Annotated in this window: 11 protein-coding genes; 6 read left to right on the top strand and 5 right to left on the bottom strand. The window is 68.9% G+C overall.

What is annotated here, in order from left to right; translation table 11 throughout:
• Window positions 1-45: 45 nt before the first annotated feature.
• The 3 genes from ACZ5PP_RS03750 to ACZ5PP_RS03740 all read left to right on the top strand — a co-directional run bounded on the left by ACZ5PP_RS03750 (window position 46) and on the right by ACZ5PP_RS03740 (window position 6698).
• Window positions 46-1320, top strand: a complete 1275-nt coding sequence (locus ACZ5PP_RS03750) for a coiled-coil domain-containing protein (RefSeq protein WP_012585475.1) — start codon at window positions 46-48, stop codon at window positions 1318-1320.
• 6 nt (window positions 1321-1326) lie between these two features.
• Window positions 1327-4677, top strand: a complete 3351-nt coding sequence (locus ACZ5PP_RS03745; protein ID WP_464826769.1) for a hypothetical protein — start codon at window positions 1327-1329, stop codon at window positions 4675-4677.
• A 173-nt stretch (window positions 4678-4850) separates the two neighbouring features.
• Window positions 4851-6698: a M61 family metallopeptidase gene (locus ACZ5PP_RS03740; protein WP_464826768.1), complete on the top strand. Its 1848-nt coding sequence runs from the start codon at window positions 4851-4853 to the stop codon at window positions 6696-6698.
• 99 nt (window positions 6699-6797) lie between these two features.
• Here ACZ5PP_RS03740 and ACZ5PP_RS03735 read toward each other — a convergent pair whose 3' ends face one another.
• From ACZ5PP_RS03735 to ACZ5PP_RS03715, 5 genes are all read right to left on the bottom strand, one after another.
• The gene (locus ACZ5PP_RS03735; RefSeq protein ID WP_004302682.1) at window positions 6798-7382 is read right to left on the bottom strand and encodes a hypothetical protein; all 585 of its coding nucleotides are present in this window, start codon (window positions 7380-7382) and stop codon (window positions 6798-6800) included.
• 253 nt (window positions 7383-7635) lie between these two features.
• Window positions 7636-9153, bottom strand: coding sequence for a Y-family DNA polymerase (locus tag ACZ5PP_RS03730; protein WP_012585472.1), 1518 nt, complete (start codon window positions 9151-9153; stop codon window positions 7636-7638).
• A 113-nt stretch (window positions 9154-9266) separates the two neighbouring features.
• Window positions 9267-10085 (bottom strand): translesion DNA synthesis-associated protein ImuA, encoded by an 819-nt coding sequence (imuA, locus tag ACZ5PP_RS03725; RefSeq protein ID WP_464826767.1) that lies wholly within the window; start codon window positions 10083-10085, stop codon window positions 9267-9269.
• 22 nt (window positions 10086-10107) lie between these two features.
• Window positions 10108-10716: a transcriptional repressor LexA gene (gene lexA, locus ACZ5PP_RS03720; protein WP_004320360.1), complete on the bottom strand. Its 609-nt coding sequence runs from the start codon at window positions 10714-10716 to the stop codon at window positions 10108-10110.
• 59 nt (window positions 10717-10775) lie between these two features.
• The gene (locus ACZ5PP_RS03715) at window positions 10776-11813 is read right to left on the bottom strand and encodes a zinc-dependent alcohol dehydrogenase family protein (protein ID WP_464826766.1); all 1038 of its coding nucleotides are present in this window, start codon (window positions 11811-11813) and stop codon (window positions 10776-10778) included.
• A gap of 220 nt (window positions 11814-12033) precedes the next feature.
• On the opposite strand from ACZ5PP_RS03715, the gene ACZ5PP_RS03710 reads away from it, so the two are divergent.
• The 3 genes from ACZ5PP_RS03710 (at window position 12034) to ACZ5PP_RS03700 (ending at window position 15253) form a co-directional block, all read left to right on the top strand.
• Window positions 12034-12531: a peroxiredoxin gene (locus ACZ5PP_RS03710; RefSeq protein ID WP_012585469.1), complete on the top strand. Its 498-nt coding sequence runs from the start codon at window positions 12034-12036 to the stop codon at window positions 12529-12531.
• Entirely contained in the window at window positions 12506-12994 is a 489-nt protein-coding gene (locus tag ACZ5PP_RS03705; RefSeq protein ID WP_012585468.1) for an FKBP-type peptidyl-prolyl cis-trans isomerase, read from the top strand. The genes ACZ5PP_RS03710 and ACZ5PP_RS03705 overlap by 26 nt, the downstream gene beginning before the upstream one ends.
• A 171-nt stretch (window positions 12995-13165) precedes the next feature.
• Window positions 13166-15253 carry an ABC transporter ATP-binding protein gene (locus tag ACZ5PP_RS03700; RefSeq protein ID WP_464826765.1) on the top strand — a complete coding sequence of 696 codons (2088 nt, stop codon included), beginning with the start codon at window positions 13166-13168 and terminating at the stop codon, window positions 15251-15253.
• The last annotated feature ends 91 nt before the right edge of the window (window positions 15254-15344 follow it).

The raw sequence follows: 15344 nt of genomic DNA, 5'->3' as shown, positions 1-15344 counted from the left end.
GCGCATTCCTTCACCTCGGACGCCCAACACTTCTACGATCACTCCATGTCGAGAGACCCCAAAGCGGAGGGGTACAAGCCTGCCAAGCGCGAAGAAATCCCGGGACCGAATCGCAGGCTGGTCGAGCGGGCCGCCAAGTTCAGCCTGGATCTCGGCGACTACTGGGCGAGCGCACGTGAGACGGCGTCCGACGCCTACGAATTCGGAGCCTCCACGCTCGAACGTTTCGGGGCAGGCTTGGAAGCGGACTTCAAGTCGATTGATCGAGGTCTGGAAGAGCGATTGGCCGAGTGGGAAGAGGCTACCAGTCCGGCGGCCGAATATGATCCCGATCGGATCGGCGCGGCAGCCGATGCCCTTCGAGAGAGTATTCGCGCGGCCCGCGCAACGCTCGATTCGCGCCTCGAGGGAATGCGCCTGCAAGATCGCGCCGAAATCGCCTGCCTGTCACTGCTCGGCAGCGCGCTGACCGGCCTGTCTGAGCAGATTGCCGAGCGTCTGCATGCCATCGCCGCAGGCGGCATCGTCGAGCCGATCACGATGAGCACGCAGACCAAGCAGTTGATCGAGCGCGCCGGCATGGATGAGGCGGGTGATCTGATTGAACAGGCGCGGGCGAACATGGAGACGGAGCTCGCGAAAAGGCGCGACAACAAGGCCCGCAGCGAGCAGCTGATTTATGATCGGACGACAGAGCTCGACGGCCTCCGCATCGAATTGCAAGGTCCGGACCTGACGGCCGCTCAGCGCGACGAGGCGACACGGAAAGTGTCCAAGCTGGAACGGGACATCAGCCGTCTCAAGAGCGTGTCGGACCGACTGGACAGCGTCATCGCCCTGACAGAGAACGGACTTGCAGCCGCCTCGGACCGTAGCGCCGCATATGAACAGAGCTTCCAGACCGCCGCAAGCGCGTTGGCCAACGGGCAGGATCTCGCAGAGTTCTGGCGCTCGTCGAAGTCACGGCTGTTCAGCGAGGTCGACGCCCTGCTCGGGAAGAGCGTCCGCAAGGTACTCGATGCCGCGTTCGATTCTGATTTGGCGAGCAAACTGGACGACTTCACGAAACAGTTGGTGAAGTCCAAGCTGGATCCGCAGAAACTGCAGAACCTCGCATCGACGCTGCTGCAAACCCTCGACGCGTATGCGCTGCGAACCCGCTCGATCCTGAATGGAGAAGACAGCCGTGCGGCGGCGGGCGACCCGCTGGCGATTGAACAGATCGCGGATGGCGCCTGTGCACCCATCGCGGCGCTGCGCGCCGCAATCGCAAAGGAATTGACCTTTCTGTTCCAGAACGGCGCGTTCGAATCGAGGTGAAACGTCATGAACACGACCGAATGCACTTCGCCTGCATCCACCAGCGAAACGCCTTTCGACCCCTACTATTCGGAGATTCTGGTTCCCGCGGCGGCGGGCGATTCAGTCGCGATGCAGCAGGTGCTGACGGCAAGGCGTCACGTCCTGAACGAGAGGACCGTTGCGGCGACCACCAATCTGACGGTCTATGGCGACGAGGTGGTGGTTGAAGGCGTGATCACCTTGCCCGGACGGCAGGTAACGATCGTCTGCCGGCGCCTGGAGTTCCTGCCCGACCCATTGAACCCAGGCAATTACGGGGGAATCGATGTAAGCGGTTGTCGTGGCAAGGATGGGTGCAGCGGAGGCCAGACGACCGCCGGCACAGAACCAATGGCGGCGACCGCGGGACAGGACGGACAACCAGGGCGGCACGAAGGAGGCGTTGGGTCGAACGGTCAACCGGGCGGGGATGGTGGCAAGGGGGGCGAGGGGGGCTCGATCACGATCTGGTGCGATCGACTGGTTCGGGGACCGCAGTTGGTCCTCGATGCCAGTGGGGGCCTCGGCGGCAACGGAGGGAAGGGCCAGCCTGGCGGACGCGGCGGAAACGGGATCGACAACCTGGATGACAACGATTCGGAGTCGGCACGTGGGGGCGCTGGAGGCTGTGGCGGTCACGGTGGAAACGGCGGGGCAGGTGGCGACGGCGGAACCATTTCGCTGAATTTTCTGGGGTTTGATTTTCCGATGTCAGGCATGAGCCTGTCGGTTGCGGGGGGCATCGGCGGCAACGGAGCATCACCCGGAATCGGCGGCAACGGTGGAAACGGCGGTACGCCCAAAATGGACTCGCTGCGCTACAAGCCCAATTTCCTCGCTTTCATGGGCGGCAGGGATCCGGATGGGCACCAGAACGGCGCCGACAGCGGCGGCGGCGGTGTCTGCGGACTTCCGGGTTACGGCGGAGTTGCCGGCAGCCCTGGCACGATCGCCATTGGCGCGCTCCGCCCGCCGGCAGTTCCATCCGTCGACCCGAAGACGTACCAGATCATTCGCGTGGAGGCCGAGCAGACGGCCTTCGAAGGAACGATCGCGAATATCTGGGCAGTGTGGACTCGCGCCAAAGTGTGGGGCTCGTGGAATGAGATTCATACGCCCATCGATGCGAACGGGGCAGATGGGCAAGCGCTGCCGGCGGAGCAGACGTTCGGAAAAGCGGGAACACCAGGCGGGCCCGCACCCGTAGATCCCCGGTATGGCGCCGTCAATGGTGGCTTGGACATCCGAGGGCGCGGATTTGGTCCGGGGCAAAGCGGGCAGGTCGGCGCCAACAATGCCAATCGCCCTGCGCAAGGCGCGAGGCCCGTTGCGACGCCGCCCACACGTGTAGGCATCAGTCCCGCGTCAAACTATCCCGGCTGCTGGTCGATCGTCGATGACAGATCGCTTGCGTTGCAACTGAGTGGGGATCTTCTGCCCATGGTCTTCGAGCGTTGCCGCGAACGTTTTCTCTTCACGAACGTTCATGCGAACACCAACGAGACCCGCGAAGCGGTCGGCAGCCTGCAGGCAACCCTGTCATGGATTGTCCGGATGGCTACGGAGCGCAAAGAGGCCGACCTTGCTGCAGCGGCGACGATGACGCTGGAGTCGCTTCGACAGGGGCGGAACCTGTTCGGGCACGATCATGATTTCGTCGCGCTTGGGTCGATCGACCGCTATCAGCCGGATCTGACCGAGGTGGTCGCAGAATACAGCGCCATAGAGCAGACGCACGGCGCCTTGGCAGGCGCGCTGAAGAACGCGCAGGAGCGAGCCGGCTTTCTCGGCAACCTCTCGGGGAGTCAGAGCCGCACATTGACGGCGCTCGAGGCGGACGTAGCCGACAGCGTCGCCAAGGTCAATGCGGCCCTGACGTCCGTTCAGCAGTTCGAGGCGAACCGCGCCGAGGGCTCGGTGCACTTGATCAAGAAATTCACCGATTTTGAAAATGAAGTCACGCTCGGCACAGGCCTTACGCCCGCAGCCCTGTTGTCCGCCATCGGTCAGTTGGCCTTCATCAACCCTGAGGCGCCAGCCTTCGCGATACCGCTCGTTGCAAGTCAGGCCGGCGATTTGATCTCGAAGACTGCCAACGAGATCGCGACCGACAACGGCACCACGGTGAATCGTTCGTATCTCAGCCGTCAGGTGCTGTCCTTGTCCAATGAAGTCACCGACTTCACCGGATTGAAACAGGCCAGTGACGGACTGATCAGCGCCGACGGAACCGAGCAAGGCCGCCTGATGGCGACGCGCAGGCAGGTTGATGCGATCTGCGCCGAATTCTTCAGCAAGTGTCCGACAGCGAAGAAATTAAGCGACGATCTGGCGCACTACATCGAACTGGTCGCGACGCGGAATGCCAAGATTGCCGAGTACAACGACGCGCTTACCGAATTGTGCTACCTGCGATCGCAGGCGGATGCCATAAGGTCGGCCAAGAACAAGACCGAAAGTTGGCGGGTCAGTCAGGCCGGTCTCAGCCTGCCGCAGATGGCCGCGTTCAGCAGCGCGTTGTGGCGTCACGCGCGCGAGCAGTGCGTGGAGACGCTGTACCTGGCGAGCCGCGCATTCACGATGCACACCTTGAGCAACAAGGATGTGTTCGTCGACGTGCTTCGGCAGTTGATGGCTGGCTCGCAGCGGCCCGACAACATCAACTCGACCGCGTTCAGAGCCGCGTTGATCGACTTCATCGTCGGACGACTGAAAGAGGAGAACAAGCGGCTTTCGACCATTCAAGCTTTTGTCCCCATGGGCAACTCCTGCCGAATCGAGTTCACAAAAGCGCGGAACCCCCTGCTGTTCGCAACGCTGATGAACGGCAACGAGGGGCTGGTGTCGATTCTTCCGGCGCGAAAGGACACCAACACCGACCATACACACTTCCCGGGAATGGCCAACGTCCGCCTCTCCGCCATTCGAGCGTGCGCGCTCGGGATGAGGACCAAGGACAACATTCACGTGATTCAGTTTACGCATCCCGGCGTAGAGACGATCGTGACCGCCAGCGACGTGCCGGTCACCGTCAATCATCAAAAAGTGCATCACGAGTACCGCTACGATGCACGTGCGCTCTCCCCCGACGGCACGACAATTTCGGCAGGTGCGGCGGCGGCAGCAAGACCCGAGACGGGCACCGTTACCAGCGCACCAGCGGCGACACCAGCGCCCGTGCTGACCGGCGGGTTCCTGGACGCGCAGCGACAAATGATCGGGCCGTTCTGTCAGTGGTCAATCCGAATTCCCCGGGAGTACAACAGTGAGCTCGATCTGAGCGGACTCCGGTCGATCATCATCGAGTTCGAAGGAACCTATCAGTCGTTCGCGTGATGCGCACGGTAATCGATCCATGGGGATGACGGGTATCCGCGGATCGCGGCCGTCACGCCGGGCGTTCGCCGTTGGGCGCCGGGAGATCGCTGCCCACCTCTGTCGCCTCCCCGGCGCCCGGCCATGCGGTTACGATTGGACCTCTTCCAGACGAGTTCCGCCGGAGCCTGCCGATGTCCGCCCGTTCCACCCGCTTGTCCGCCGCCGCGTCGGCGCTCCATGACCGTCCGCCGCCCGCGGTCGAATACCGCATCCGCCCGGCGAACCCCGGCGCCCACCTCTTCGAGGTGAGCTGCACGGTGGCCGAGCCCGACCCCGCGGGGCAGGTCTTCAGCCTGCCGGCGTGGATCCCGGGCAGCTACATGATCCGCGAGTTCGCGCGCAACATCGTGCGCCTGCGTGCCGAGGCCGACGGCGAGCCCTGCGCGCTGGAGAAGCTCGACAAGCACACCTGGCGCGCGGCTGCGGTGCCGGGCGCGCGCGTGCTGAGCGTGCATTACGAGGTCTATGCCTGGGACCTGTCGGTGCGCACCGCCCATCTCGACACCACACACGGCTTCTTCAACGGCACGAGCGTCTTCCTCGCGGTGGCGGGGCGTACCGAAGCACCTTGCGTGGTGACCATCGAACGCCCCGAGGGCGACTGCGGGCGCGACTGGAAGCTCGTCACCGCGCTGCCGCCCGAGCACGGCCACCCGGGCCAGGCCTGCCGCTTCGGCCGCTTCCGCGCCGCGGACTACGACGAGCTCATCGACCACCCGGTCGAGATGGGCCGTTTCACGCTGGCACGCTTCGAGGCCGCGGGCGTGCCGCACGACATCGCGCTCACCGGCCGCCACGACTGCGACCTCGAGCGCCTGTGCGCCGACCTGCGCCGCATATGCGAATGGCAGATCGCGCTCTTCGGCACGCCGGCGCCGGTGGACTATTACGCCTTCCTGACCATGGTGGTGGGAGAGGGCTACGGCGGGCTGGAGCATCGCGCCTCGACCGCGCTGATCTGCAGCCGCGCCGAGCTGCCGTGGAAGGGCATGGAGGGTCTGCCCGACGGCTACAAGAGCTTCCTCGGCCTGTGCAGCCACGAGTATTTCCACACCTGGAACGTCAAGCGCATCAAGCCGGTGGCGTTCACGCCCTACGATCTCGCGCGCGAGAACCACACCCGGCTGCTGTGGGCCTTCGAGGGCTTCACCTCGTATTACGACGACCTCGCCCTGGTGCGCAGCGGCGTGATCGGCATCGATGACTACCTGGGGCTGCTCGGCAAGACCATCGCCAACGTCTTGCGCGGCAGCGGCCGGCTCAAGCAGAGCGTGGCGGAGTCCTCCTTCGACGCGTGGACCAAGTACTACCGCCAGGACGAGAACGCACCCAATGCCATCGTCAGCTACTACGCCAAGGGTGCGCTGATCGCGCTCGCGCTCGACCTGCAGCTGCGCGCGGGCAGCGAGGGTGCGGCCAGCCTGGACGACGTGATGCGGCTGCTGTGGCGGCGCCACGGCCTCACCGGCGTGGGCGTGCCGGAGGATGGCATCTTCGCCGCGGTGCGCGACGCGGGCGGCGAACGCCTCGGCGCGCGCCTGGCGAAATGGCTGCAGAAGGCGGTGGACGGCTGCGAGGATCTGCCGTTGGCGCGCCTGCTGCGTCCCTTCGGCGTGAGCCTGCGCGCCGAGGCGGCGGGGACCGCGCCGGTGCTCGGGATGAAGCTCGGCGGGGGCAGTGGCGAGGCGAAGGTCGCCAATGTGTACGACGACGGTCCGGCGCAGGCGGCGGGCGTCTCGGCCGGGGACGTGCTGATCGCGCTCGACGGGCTGAGGATCTCCAGCGCCAAGGGGCTGGAGGATCTGCTCGCCCGTCGTGGTGCGGGCGACGAGGTGGAACTGCATCTCTTCCGTCGCGACGAGCTGATGAGCTTCCGCGCGGTGCTCGCTGCACCGCCTGCCGAGCGCCAGGAGCTCAAGCTGGCGCCGCGCGCCGATAGCGCGGCAGCGAAGCTGCGGCGGGGTTGGTTGGGGGGGTGATGCGCCGCCTTGCCGTGCGCGAGGCGCAGCCGCGGACGACGGCAAGGTGTGACGGAGCGGGCACGCACGGCCAGGCGCGCTCGCGGCGGCAGGTCGCGTTCAGGCCTCGGGGGCGGCGTCGTGCGCCGGGAACAGCTTCGGCTGCCAGTAGCGCCAGGCGAGGAAGCCGGCGAGCCCCGCGATGATCAGCCAGAAGCCGACGCCCTGCCAGAAGGCGATCGGATCGGTGGCGAGGAGGTAGTCGCGCGGCGGGCGCACGAAGTGGATCCGCCCTGTGGTCAGCGCGCGCACCGCCTGTGCGATCGCCGCCAGCGCGGGCATGAACCAAACCAGCAGCCCGGCGCCGACGATGACGCGGTCGAGCAGCGGCGTGGCGAGGCTGCGCGCGCTGTAGACGCTGCGCACCCCGAACCACACCGCGATCAGGAAGCCGAGCGCCGCAGCGAGCGGGCCGATCGCCATCACGCCGCCGAGCAGGGTGGCCGCCGCGAGGAAGCCGAGCCCCTCCAGGCGCACGATCTCCGGCCACAGGCGCTCGAGCTGGCTGAACAACAGCCACGATGCAGGCAGCGCGACCACGCATACCAGCAGCGCGAACAGCGCGCGGCGCCGGTCGAGGTCGCCCGGCAGGGGGCGGGCGCGGGTTTCAGCGGAAACGGTGACGGAAGAGGAAGGCTCGGGCATGGGAATGGAGGCGGTGGAAAAGGTTCGGAGCCCGGGAAGTGTACTACGCGCACAGCCCCGCGCCCCTGCAGTTCCCGTCACGCGCTCGCGCGTCGTCGTGATCGCGACTTGCGTCGCTCCCACGAAAATCGGCACGTTACCGCAGCACGATGCAGCTTCGGACCCCGCTGGGAGCGACGCGAGTGGCGATCCTCCGTCCCGGCTCGCGCCGCCCTCGTCGCGGGCTCCGGCACCGTGATCGGGACCGGCGTCTTCAGCCGAAATACCCATGCACGAACCACTGCCCCGGCGCATCCAGGCTCTCGAAGATCCAGCACAGGACGTTGTCGGCATCGCGCGCGAGGTAGTAGTCGCGACGGACCGGCATGCCGTCCCACCAGCCGGTCTCGATGCGTTCGGCGGCGCCGAGCAGGGTATAGCGGGGAGCGGAGATCGGACGCGGCGCGGGCAGCAGCCAGAGCGGGCGCAGGCCTGCTGTCGTGCGTGGCGGCGGCGATGCCGTCCGTGTCGAGGCCGGCCCCGCAGCGGCGTCGCGGCCGGCGCGTGCAGTGGTCGCCTGTGCGGAGGGCACGGTGTTTCGCCAGGCGGCTTCGGGACGGTGATCGGCGCGAAGATCCAGGCGCTGCACGCATTCCTCGCCAAGTCGCGCCTGCAGGCGGGCAAGCAGCAGGGCGGCGTCCTCTCCGGCCTGGGCAGGATCGCCGAACAGGTCCCGGGCGCGCGGGTCGGCAGCCACGGGGCTTTCCGCACACAGGGTGATCGAGTCGACCTCGGCGGACAGCTCGAGCATGGCCAGGCGTTCGCGCACGATCAGGGCGAAGTGCCCCTCGTCGCGGCTTGGGCGGCCGAGCGCGAACTCGAGTTCGGTGGGCGGTCGCGAGCCGTGGCCGAAACGCAGGCGGAAGCGGTCGACTGCCGCGTGGCGGGCATCGAGCCAGGCGGCAAGGCTGGCGAAGAGGCGGCGTGCGGCGAAGAGCAGGGCCTCGGCGTGAAGTTCCGGCGCGGGCAGGGCGATGCCGTGGTGGAAGCGCAGCGGCGCTTCGAACCAGGGGCGTGGATCGGCGAGCTCGCCGCGCGCCCGCGCCAGCGCCCGCGCGGCCGCCTGCGCACCACGGCGGGCGAGTCCGGCGGGCGGCAGGCGGCGAAGCTCGCCAAGGGTGCGCAGGCCGAGTCCGGCGAGCAACTCCAGCGTGGCGGCGTCGCAGGCGTCTTCCTCGCTCAGGAGTTCGAGCGGCAGCGGGTCGAGCGCAGCGCGCCAGTCTTGCCCGGCGGCGTCGGTGGGGAGTGCCGCGTCGGTCGGGGGGCAGGAGAGGGCGGAAGGAGCGGCCGCCCGTGCAAGCCAGCGCGCGGCCAGTGGAGTGGGTGCGCAGGCCAGCAGGGCCGTGAAGCCCAGCTCGGCAAGGCCTTCGCGCAAGGCGGATTCGATCTGTGCCGTGCCACCGAACAGGCGCAGGCAGGAGGAGATCTCCAGCAGCACCGCGTCCGCTGCGGACAGGCTGATCCGCGGGCTGAAGCGCCCGGCCCAGGTGGCGATCTCGGCGAGGGCTTCGGCTTCGCGCGCTGGCTCGTGCGGTTGCAGGCGCAGTTCGGGCAGCAAGGCGAGGGCGCTCGCCGCACGCTGCCCCGGTTCGATGCCGGCCGCGCTCGCCGCCGCGCTGGCGGCCAGCACCCGGCCCCGGGGCGACAGGATCGCCAGCGGTGGGGCGGCGCGTACGCCGCGTGTGAAGACCTGCAGCGACAACGCCGGCAACAGGATCGCCAGCCACAACATGGAAACGCTCCGCGTCGAGGTGTTTGAATCGGTCGGCAGCGAGGGCTGCGGTTGGAGCGACGAAACGATTGCGGCGGGTGGAGGAAGGCCGCCGATCGCGACTGGCGTCGCTCCTACAGAAAACGCCGCGCTTCCGGTTTGCATGCAGGCGCGACGGGGGCGACGGTGGTGGATGCAGTAGGGTGGGAAGCTGCCGAGAGGGGCATCCGGGGGGATTGCCCTGCGCGGGATGCCTTCGGTACCGGGCTGGCCCCGGGCGGCAGGGCGAGCACGAGCGGCGCGGCGGCGAGCGGTCCGCGGCGCTTGAGGATGCGTAGCTGCAGGCCTTCGGGCTGCGGGGCGAGCGCAATCCGCAACACCGCCGGCGAAGGCTGGCCGGCGACGCTGCCGGGACGGAAGAGGAAGAGCGGGGTGGCGCTTTCCTCGGCGGCCAGCTGCAGGCGGCGCAGTCCGGTGTTGTCGATGCGCTGCGGCCACGCCAGCACGCAGGCGCAGCTGCCCGACAGCAGTGCCTGGCGTGCGGCCCACAGCAGGTCTTCGCGGCGCTCGGGGCGCACCACGAGCAGGCGCGCCAGCGGCACGCCTGCGTTCGCCAGCGCGGGAGCGTAGGGCAGCAGCGGCGGGGCGATGCAGACGATCCAGCATGCGGGCGGGGTGGCGCCGAGCAGCGGCAGCAGCAGGCTCAGTTCGCCGACGCCGGGGCGGTCGGCGAGGAGCTCGATGAGCGCCCCGGCCGGCCAGCCGCCGCCGGGCAGCTCGGCGTCGAGCGCGGAGAAGCCGGTCGGCAGCACCGCTCCTGCGGCGCCTGCGAGCCGGCTCGCCTGCCACACGCTGCCCGCAGGCAGGCCGGCGAGCACGCCATGCGTGCCGGTGGCGGCAGGAGCTACGGCGCGCAGCGACGCGTCGGCGTGGCGTTGGAGCGGGAGGGCCATGGCGGGTGCGGCATCGGCTCGCTCAGTGGTCCTTGCGGATCAGCCCCACCATGACGCCTTCGATGACCAGCGGCTCGCGGCGGGTGTCCACGACGATCGGGGTGTAGTCCGGGTTGGCGGGGAGGAGCTCGACCACCGGGCCCTTGCGTTGCAGGGTCTTGACGGTGACGTCGTCGTCCACCCGGGCGACCACGATCTGGCCGTTGCGCGCCTCGCTGTTGCGATGCACCGCGATGAGGTCGCCGTCGAGGATGCCGGCGTCGCGCATGCTCATGCCGCGCACGCGCAGCAGGTAGTCGGCCCTGGGCGAGAACAGCGCGGGGTCGAGCTGATAGCGCGCCTCGACGTGTTCGGCGGCGAGGATGGGGCTGCCCGCGGCGACGCGGCCGACCAGGGGCAGGCCGAGCGCCTCGGCCAGGCGGATGCCGCGCGCGCGCCCCTCCTCGAGCAGGATCGCGCCCTTGGCGGCGAGCGCGCGCAGGTGGGTCTCGGCGGCGTTGGGCGAGCGGAAGCCGAAGGCGGTGCACACCTCGGCGCGGGTGGGCGGGCGGCCTTCGGACTCGACGGTGGAGCGGATGAAATCGAGGATTTCCTGCTGGCGCGCGGTGAGGTTTTCGCTACGGGCGGTCATGACAGCCTCCATGGGATGGCTGTAATTTTAAACAGTCCCGCAGCGCTGGCAAGCGGAATTCAGGGCAGCAGCACCGCCGCCCCCTGCAGCGCGCCGCGGCGCAGGCGCTCGAGCGCCTCGTTGGCGTCCTCGAGGGCGAAGCGGACGACCTCGGTGCGTACCGGCACCCTGGGCGCGAGGGCGAGGAATTCGTCGCCGTCGCGGCGGGTGAGGTTGGCGACCGAGACGATGCGGCGCTCGCCCCACAGGATGTCGTAGGGGAAGGCGGGGATGGTGCTCATGTGGATGCCCGCGCACACCACCGTGCCACCCTTGGCGACGGCGCGCAGCGCGGCGGGGACGAGCTCGCCGGCGGGGGCGAAGATCAGCGCGGCGTCGAGCGGGTGCGGGGGGCGCTCTTCGCCCGCGCCCGTCCAGCAGGCGCCGAGCCGGCGGGCGAAGGCCTGGCTTGCGCTGTCGCCGGGACGGGTGAAGGCGTACACCTCGCGACCCTGCCACACCGCCACCTGGGTGATGATGTGGGCGGCCGCGCCGAAGCCGTAGAGGCCGATGCGGCGCGCGGCGCCCGCCATCTCCAGCGCACGATAGCCGATCAGGCCGGCGCACAGCAGCGGCGCGGCCTCGGCGGCGTCGAGCGCCTCGTCGATCGGGAAGCAGTAGCGTGCGTCGGCCACGGTGTATTCGGCATAACCGCCCTGGATCTGGTAGCCGGTGAAGCGCGCCGCGTCGCAGAGGTTCTCGCGCTGGCTGGCGCAGAAGCCGCAATGCCCGCAGGTCCACCCCAGCCAGGGCACGCCGATGCGCTGACCCGGCGCCATGCCCGCGGCGTCGCCGACGCCTTCGCCCAGCTCGACCACGCGGCCGACGATCTCGTGGCCGGGAATCATCGGCAGCACCGGGTCGGGCAGCTCGCCGTCGATGAGGTGGAGATCGGTGCGGCACACGCCGCAGGCCTCCACCCGCAGCAGCACCTGCCCGGGGCCGGGGCGCGGCACCGCCAGATGCACCGCGCGCAGGGCCTCGCCGGGGCGTTCGAGTTGCATCGCGCGCATGCCGGCGGGGGGCTTGGCGGGGGCGTTCGGATGGGGCCGGGGCATGCTTGCGGTCTCCAGGACAGGCGGAACGATGGTGCGCTGCGACTTGAGTACGGCCCCGATCTGGGCTATTCGTTGGACACGGAGCCGCATCGCGGCACCCGACACGACGACAAGGAAAAGGGAGGAGACCCCCATGCTCGACCAGTCCGAAGCCTGCGGTCCCGGCGGTAGTGTTCGCCTGGGGTCTCGGCTAGAATCCGGCCCACATCAGGGAGAACACATGCTGCAGAGCGGAGACATCGCCCCCGCGTTTTCGTTGCCGGATGCCGACATGGAAATTTTCGACCTCGCGTCGGTGGCCGGCAAGCACAATGTGGTTCTCTACTTTTACCCTCGCGACAAGACCCCGGGCTGCACGCGTCAGGCCGCCGATTTCAGCGACCACGACGACGAGTTCGCCCGCTACGACTGCATCGTGGTCGGCGTGAGCCCGGACGATTGCCTGACCCACGCCGAGTTTCGCGACCAGGAAGGATTGTCGATCCGCCTGCTCTCCGATTCGGACACCGAGGTGTGCCGGCTCTACAACGTATGGCATGAGCGCGAAGTCGACGGGATGAAGAAGATGGGCGTGCGGCGGTCGACCTTCGTGATCGACAAGCAGGGCAGGATCCGCCACGCGCTCTACGATGTGACACCCCGCGGCCACGCCGCCGCGGTTTTCGAATTGGTCAAGGAACTGGAACCCCAGCATGCAAAACGAAATCGTCAAGAATAGCGTGGTGACGCTGAAGTACACCGTGCGCGACCCCGAAGGCGCGGTGATCGACGACGGCGAGCACCCGCTCGTTTATCTGCACGGCGGCTACGATGGCATCTTTCCGTTGCTCGAAGAGGCCCTGCACGGCAAGAAGGTCGGCGAGCAGCTGCAGGTCAAGCTGCAGCCCGAAGACGCCTTCGGCGACTACGACGAGGAGCTGATCCTGGTCGAGGACGCCAAGCTTTTCCCGGACAACATCGAGATCGGCATGAGCTTCGAGCGCGTCTCCGAGGACGGCGAGGAAGACATGATCTACCGCATCACCGACATCGCCGACGGCAAGGTCGTGGTCGATGGCAACCACCCGCTGGCCGGCGTGGCGCTGGTGTTCGACGTCACCGTCGCCGAGGTGCGCGCGGCGAGCGCCGAGGAGATCACCCACGGCCATGTGCATGGTCCCGGTGGTCATCACCACCACTGATTGCACCGATGTCAGGACGGGGCCGCGCAAGCGGCCCTTTCGACATGTGGACGGCACCTGCGGCTGCGCGGTGCGTGTCAGGGGCCGTCCGCCTCGTCCGCGCCTCGTTCGCCTCTCTCCGCCTTCCTCCGCCTCGATCTGCTGCGGCCCTGCAAGGGTCGTCCCACGCGCATGAACGCTCCGCTCCCCGCCGATCTTCCTGACGCCGCGACCGCTGCGCTGCTGCACGTCGAAGGACTGGGCGTGGCGATCGCGCGCACCGACGGCGAGGAGGTCCGCCCGGTCGACGGGGTGAATTTCGCCATCGCCGCGGGCGAGACCTTCGCCTTGCTCGGCGAATCGGGCTGCGGCAAGTCGATGACCGCGCTCGCGCTCGCCCGCCTGCTGCCCGACGGCGGCCGCATCGCCGCGGGCAGCGTGCGCCTGGGCGACGAGGACCTGCTCGCGCTGCCCGAGGCGGCGATGCGGCGGGTGCGTGGCGGGCGCATCGGCATGATCTTCCAGGAGCCCGCCACCAGCCTCAACCCGGTGATGAGCGTGGGTGCGCAGATCGCCGAGGCGCTCGCCGCCCACGGCTTGCGCGGCGCGGCGGCGCGTGCCGAAGCCTGTCGGCTGCTCGCCGCGGTGGGCATCCCCGACCCCGAGCGCCGGCTGCAGGAGTTTCCCTTCCAGTTCTCGGGCGGGATGAAGCAGCGCGTGATGATCGCGATCGCGCTCGCCGGCCGTCCGCGCCTGCTGATCGCCGACGAGCCGACCACCGCCCTCGATGTCACCATCCAGGCCCAGGTGCTCGACCTGCTCGCCGAGTTGCAGCGCCGCGAGGGCATGGCGATGCTGCTGATCACCCACGATCTCGGCGTGGTCGCGCGCGTCGCCCACCGCGTGGGGGTGATGTATGCCGGTCAGGTGGTGGAGAGCGGTCCGCGCGAGGCCTTCTTCGCCACGCCGCTGCATCCGTATTCGCGCAAGCTCTTCGCCGCGCTGCCCGAGGCGGCCAAGCGCGGCGGTGCGCTCGACGCGCCCGTGGGCAGCGTGCCGCCGCCCGACCGCCACTTCCCCGGCTGCCGCTTCGCGGAGCGCTGTCCGGCCGCCTTCGACCGCTGCGACGAGGAAGTCCCCGTCTGGCATGCGGTCGGCACGCAGGCCGTGCGCTGCCATCTGTACGAAGGCGTTGCGATTCCGCGCCGGTTCGTGCGCGAGACGGCGGGTGCGGCCGATGTCGTCGCCGCACGCCCGGCGCAGAGCGTGCTCGAGGTCGCCGAGCTGGCGGTGCATTTCCCGGTACGCAAGGGTTTCCTGCGCCGCACCGTCGGTCACGTGAAGGCCGTCGACGGCGTGAGCCTGCGCCTGCAGCCCGGGCGCACGCTCGCGCTGGTGGGCGAATCGGGCTGCGGCAAGACCACTGTGGGCAAGGCCCTGCTGCGCCTGATCGAGCCCACCGCCGGCCGCCTATGGCTCGATGGCGAGCGCTACGACGCACTGCCGCTCTCGGCGCTGCAACCCCTGCGGCGTGCGGTGCAGATGGTCTTCCAGGACCCCTTCGCCTCGCTCGATCCGCGCATGCGGGTGGGCGAGATCATCGAGGAGGGCCTGGCTGCGCTTGGCGTCGGCGCCGACCACCGCGCGCGCCAGGCCCGCGTGACCGAACTGCTCGAGCGTGTGGGGCTGTCGGCGGAGATGCGCTGGCGCTATCCGCACGAGTTCTCCGGCGGCCAGCGCCAGCGCATCGCGGTGGCGCGTGCGCTCGCGGTGGCGCCGCGGGTGATCGTGTGCGACGAGCCCACCAGCGCGCTCGACGTTTCGGTGCAGGCGCAGCTGCTCAACCTGATGCGCGAGCTGCAGCACGAGCAAGGCCTCGCCTACCTCTTCATCACCCACAACCTCGCGGTGGTGGAGTACCTCGCCGACGAGGTCGCGGTGATGTATCTCGGTCGCATCGTCGAGGAGGGCCCGATCGAGCGCGTGCTCGGCGTGCGCGCCCACCCCTACACCCGCGCGCTGCTCGCGGCGGTGCCGCGGATCGAGGGCGCGGGCGGCGCGGCACCGGACGTGGGGGGCACAGGCGTTGCGGGCGGGAGCACGGCGACCCCCGGCACGATCATGGCCGAGCTGCCGTCGCCGCTCGCCCCGCCGAGCGGCTGCCATTTCCATCCGCGCTGCCCATACGCCACCGACGTATGCCGGATCCGCTACCCCGCGCCCGCCGACCTCGGCCAGGGCCACCGCGTGCGCTGCCACTGGCCGCTCGCGCTCCGCTGACACCGGTTTTCTTGCAGGAGCGACGCGCGTCGCGATCGCGCGAGCGTTCAAGCGCCTGCGCTCGTAGAGGCGCTGCAGTCGCGACTGGCGT

Source organism: Thauera sp. DNT-1 (assembly GCF_055393985.1).
Note: the sequence above shows the minus strand (reverse complement) of the source record. Positions and strands in the feature narration are given on the sequence as shown.

What these genes read in the sequence shown, in the direction of transcription:
- ACZ5PP_RS03750 (WP_012585475.1), top strand. Translation starts at nt 46, where the DNA reads ATGTCGAGAGACCCCAAAGCGGAGGGGTACAAGCCTGCCAAGCGCGAA.
- ACZ5PP_RS03745 (WP_464826769.1), top strand. Translation starts at nt 1,327, where the DNA reads ATGAACACGACCGAATGCACTTCGCCTGCATCCACCAGCGAAACGCCT.
- ACZ5PP_RS03740 (WP_464826768.1), top strand. Translation starts at nt 4,851, where the DNA reads ATGTCCGCCCGTTCCACCCGCTTGTCCGCCGCCGCGTCGGCGCTCCAT.
- ACZ5PP_RS03735 (WP_004302682.1), bottom strand. Translation starts at nt 7,382, where the DNA reads ATGCCCGAGCCTTCCTCTTCCGTCACCGTTTCCGCTGAAACCCGCGCC.
- ACZ5PP_RS03730 (WP_012585472.1), bottom strand. Translation starts at nt 9,153, where the DNA reads ATGTTGTGGCTGGCGATCCTGTTGCCGGCGTTGTCGCTGCAGGTCTTC.
- imuA (WP_464826767.1), bottom strand. Translation starts at nt 10,085, where the DNA reads ATGGCCCTCCCGCTCCAACGCCACGCCGACGCGTCGCTGCGCGCCGTA.
- lexA (WP_004320360.1), bottom strand. Translation starts at nt 10,716, where the DNA reads ATGACCGCCCGTAGCGAAAACCTCACCGCGCGCCAGCAGGAAATCCTC.
- ACZ5PP_RS03715 (WP_464826766.1), bottom strand. Translation starts at nt 11,813, where the DNA reads ATGCCCCGGCCCCATCCGAACGCCCCCGCCAAGCCCCCCGCCGGCATG.
- ACZ5PP_RS03710 (WP_012585469.1), top strand. Translation starts at nt 12,034, where the DNA reads ATGCTGCAGAGCGGAGACATCGCCCCCGCGTTTTCGTTGCCGGATGCC.
- ACZ5PP_RS03705 (WP_012585468.1), top strand. Translation starts at nt 12,506, where the DNA reads ATGCAAAACGAAATCGTCAAGAATAGCGTGGTGACGCTGAAGTACACC.
- ACZ5PP_RS03700 (WP_464826765.1), top strand. Translation starts at nt 13,166, where the DNA reads ATGAACGCTCCGCTCCCCGCCGATCTTCCTGACGCCGCGACCGCTGCG.